Source organism: Saccharothrix hoggarensis (assembly GCF_042678885.1).
Taxonomy (GTDB): domain Bacteria; phylum Actinomycetota; class Actinomycetes; order Mycobacteriales; family Pseudonocardiaceae; genus Actinosynnema; species Actinosynnema hoggarensis.
This window is the reverse complement of record NZ_JBHTLK010000419.1, coordinates 1-2674: the sequence shown is the minus strand read 5'-3', so window position 1 is coordinate 2674 and position 2674 is coordinate 1. Positions and strand designations below refer to the sequence as shown.

3 protein-coding genes are annotated in these 2674 nt (G+C 76.4%); 2 read left to right on the top strand and 1 reads right to left on the bottom strand.

Going from position 1 to position 2674, the window contains the following annotated elements; translation table 11 throughout:
- Positions 1–1283 (top strand): L-aspartate oxidase (locus tag ACFQ3T_RS35765; protein ID WP_380730443.1); only part of this gene is annotated, 1283 nt, incomplete at its 5' end.
- Positions 1280–2149, top strand: coding sequence for a carboxylating nicotinate-nucleotide diphosphorylase (nadC, locus tag ACFQ3T_RS35760; RefSeq protein ID WP_380730441.1), 870 nt, complete (start codon positions 1280–1282; stop codon positions 2147–2149). The genes ACFQ3T_RS35765 and nadC, both read left to right, overlap by 4 nt.
- Positions 2150–2198: 49 nt before the next feature.
- Here the strand turns inward: nadC and ACFQ3T_RS35755 are convergent.
- On the bottom strand, positions 2199–2674 hold a 476-nt coding region (locus ACFQ3T_RS35755; protein WP_380730439.1), incomplete at its 5' end, for a YsnF/AvaK domain-containing protein.

Sequence of the window (2674 nt, the reverse complement as noted above, 5' to 3'; positions counted from 1 at the left end):
GCGCGCTGGCCCGCACGCGGGAGGGCGGGCACAGCGCGTTCCGCGTGGTGCACGCGGGCGGTGACGCGACCGGCGCGGAGGTGGAGCGCGCGCTCCTGGCGGCGTCGTCCGACGGGCGGGTGCCGATGCTGGAGGGGCACGTCGCCGTGGACGCGGTGCGCACCCCGCTCGGCCAGGTGTGCGGCCTGCTGGTGCTGGACGGCAACGGCGTGCCGGGCGTGATCGGCGCGCCCGCCGTGCTGCTGGCCAGCGGCGGCCTCGGGCAGCTCTACCAGGCCACGTCCAACCCGGAGGTGGCCACCGGCGACGGCCTGGCGCTGGCGTTGCGGGCCGGCGCGGCGGCGGCGGACGTCGAGTTCGTCCAGTTCCACCCGACCGTCCTGTACACGGGGCGCGGCGCGCGTGGCCGCTGCCCGCTGGTGACGGAGGCCGTGCGCGGCGAGGGCGCGGTGCTGGTCGACGCGACCGGCGCGCGGGTCATGCGCGGCGTGCACCCGCTGGAGGACCTGGCGCCGCGGGACGTCGTGGCGGCGGCGATCACCCGGCACGTGGCGGCCGCGCCCGGAGGCGTGGACGACCACGTGTTCCTCGACGCGACGGGCATCGCGGACTTCGCGCGGCGGTTCCCGACCGTGCACGCGGCGTGCCTGGCGGCGGGCGTCGACCCGGCGGACGAGCCGATCCCGGTGGCCCCGGCGGCGCACTTCGCGTGCGGCGGCGTGGTGTCCGACGTGGACGGTCGAACGGGCGTGGCCGGCCTGTACGCGGCGGGCGAGGTGGCCCGGACCGGGCTGCACGGCGCGAACCGGCTGGCGTCCAACAGCCTCCTCGAAGGACTGGTGGTGGGCGCCCGGGCGGCCGAGGCCGTCGAGGCGGACCTGGCGCTGGGCGTGCTGGCCCGGTGCTCGACGGCGAACGCCGGCCCGGTGGAGCTGCCCACGGCGCCGGTCGCGGCCCGCGACTCGTTGCAGCGGGTCATGTCCCGGTACGCGGCCATCGGCCGTGACGCCGAGGGCCTGGCCGTGGTCGGCTCGGTGCTCGACCTGTCCACTGTGGACCGCAAGCTCGACACCAGGCAGCTGGTGGAGGACGCGGCGCTCACCGTGGCGGCGCGGGCCCTGATCGCGGCGGCGGCGGAGCGCGAGGAGTCGCGCGGCTGCCACGTGCGCACGGACTTCACCGAGCGGGACGACGTGGGCTGGCAGCGCAGCCAGGTGGTCCGGCTCAACCCCTCCGGCCAGCCGGTGCTGGCCGATCCCGTGGTGGCGGTGGGAGTGGCATGAACGACGAAGACCTGGTGGCGGGCTCGCGGTTCGGGCTCGACCTGGACGACGCGCGTCGGGTGATCGCGACGGCGCTGGAGGAGGACCTGCGGTACGGCGCGGACGCCACGACGGAGGCCACCGTGCCCGCCGACGCGGTGGCCGTGGCCGAGCTGACGCCCCGCGCGGCCGGCGTGCTCGCGGGCATCCCGGTGGCGCTGGAGGTGTTCCGGCGGGTCACGGACGTCGAAGTGCTGGACCGGCGGTCCGACGGCGACAAGGCCGTGCCCGGCGAGCCCGCGCTGGTGCTGCGCGGACCGGTGCGCGGCCTGCTCACCGCCGAGCGCACCGCGTTGAACCTGCTGTGCCACCTCTCCGGCGTGGCGACGCTCACCGCCGCCTGGGTCGACGAGGTCGCCGGCACGAAGGCGGCGGTGCGGGACTCCCGCAAGACCCTGCCGGGCCTGCGGCTGCTGGAGAAGTACGCGGTCCGCTGCGGCGGCGGCGTGAACCACCGTCTCGGCCTCGGCGACGCCGTGCTGATCAAGGACAACCACGTCCGGGCGGCGGGTTCGGTGCGCGCGGCGATGGCCGCCGTGCGCGCCCACGCGCCGCACCTGGCGTGCGAGGTCGAGGTCGACTCGCTGGACCAGCTGGACGAGGCCGTCGCCGAGGGCGCGGAACTCGTGCTGCTGGACAACTTCACCGTCGCCGACTGCGCGGAGGCGGTGCGGCGGGTCGCGTCGGCCGACGTGCGGCTGGAGGCGTCGGGCGGGCTCACCCTGGACGTGGCCAGGGCGTACGCCGAGACGGGCGTGGACTACCTGGCGGTGGGAGGCCTCACGCACTCCGCCCCGGCGCTCGACCTGGGTCTGGACCTGCGCTAGGCAGGGGGACGCACCCGCGCCCGGGGCATGAGGCGCGGGCACGTCCTGGTCAGGTGTCGCGACGCCTGGTCCGGTCGTCGCGCTCCACGTCCACCTGTTCCTTGCGGACCTCGCCGCGGACGTGCTGCTGCTCGGTCACGGTCTCCTTCTCCATGCGGACCTTCTCCACCGGCCTGGTCGTCTTCTCGACGACCGGCTCCTGGCGGTGCAGGGTGACCTCGGTCTCCTCCTCGGTGAACGCCCGGCCGGTCGGCTCGCCGTCGGCCGGCTCGCGCACCACGCGGACCTCCTCGTGCGACACGGGCACGGTGACGTCCCTCTGCTCGGTCACCACGTGCTTGACCAGCCGGACCTTGCCGGCCTCCACGTCGCGGGTGCCGACGTCGAGGTCTTCCTCGTAGCGCGTGACGTAGTCGCCGGTCCCGGAGCGGGCCTCGTGCTTGCCGCGCCGCCCGGTGTCGGCCTGCCCCGTCGCGGCCTGCCCGGTCGCGGCCTGCCCGGTCGCGGCCTGGTCCGTCGCGGGCT

Coding starts and splice junctions, on each gene's coding strand:
- nadC (WP_380730441.1), top strand. CDS start 1,280: ATGAACGACGAAGACCTGGTGGCGGGCTCGCGGTTCGGGCTCGACCTG.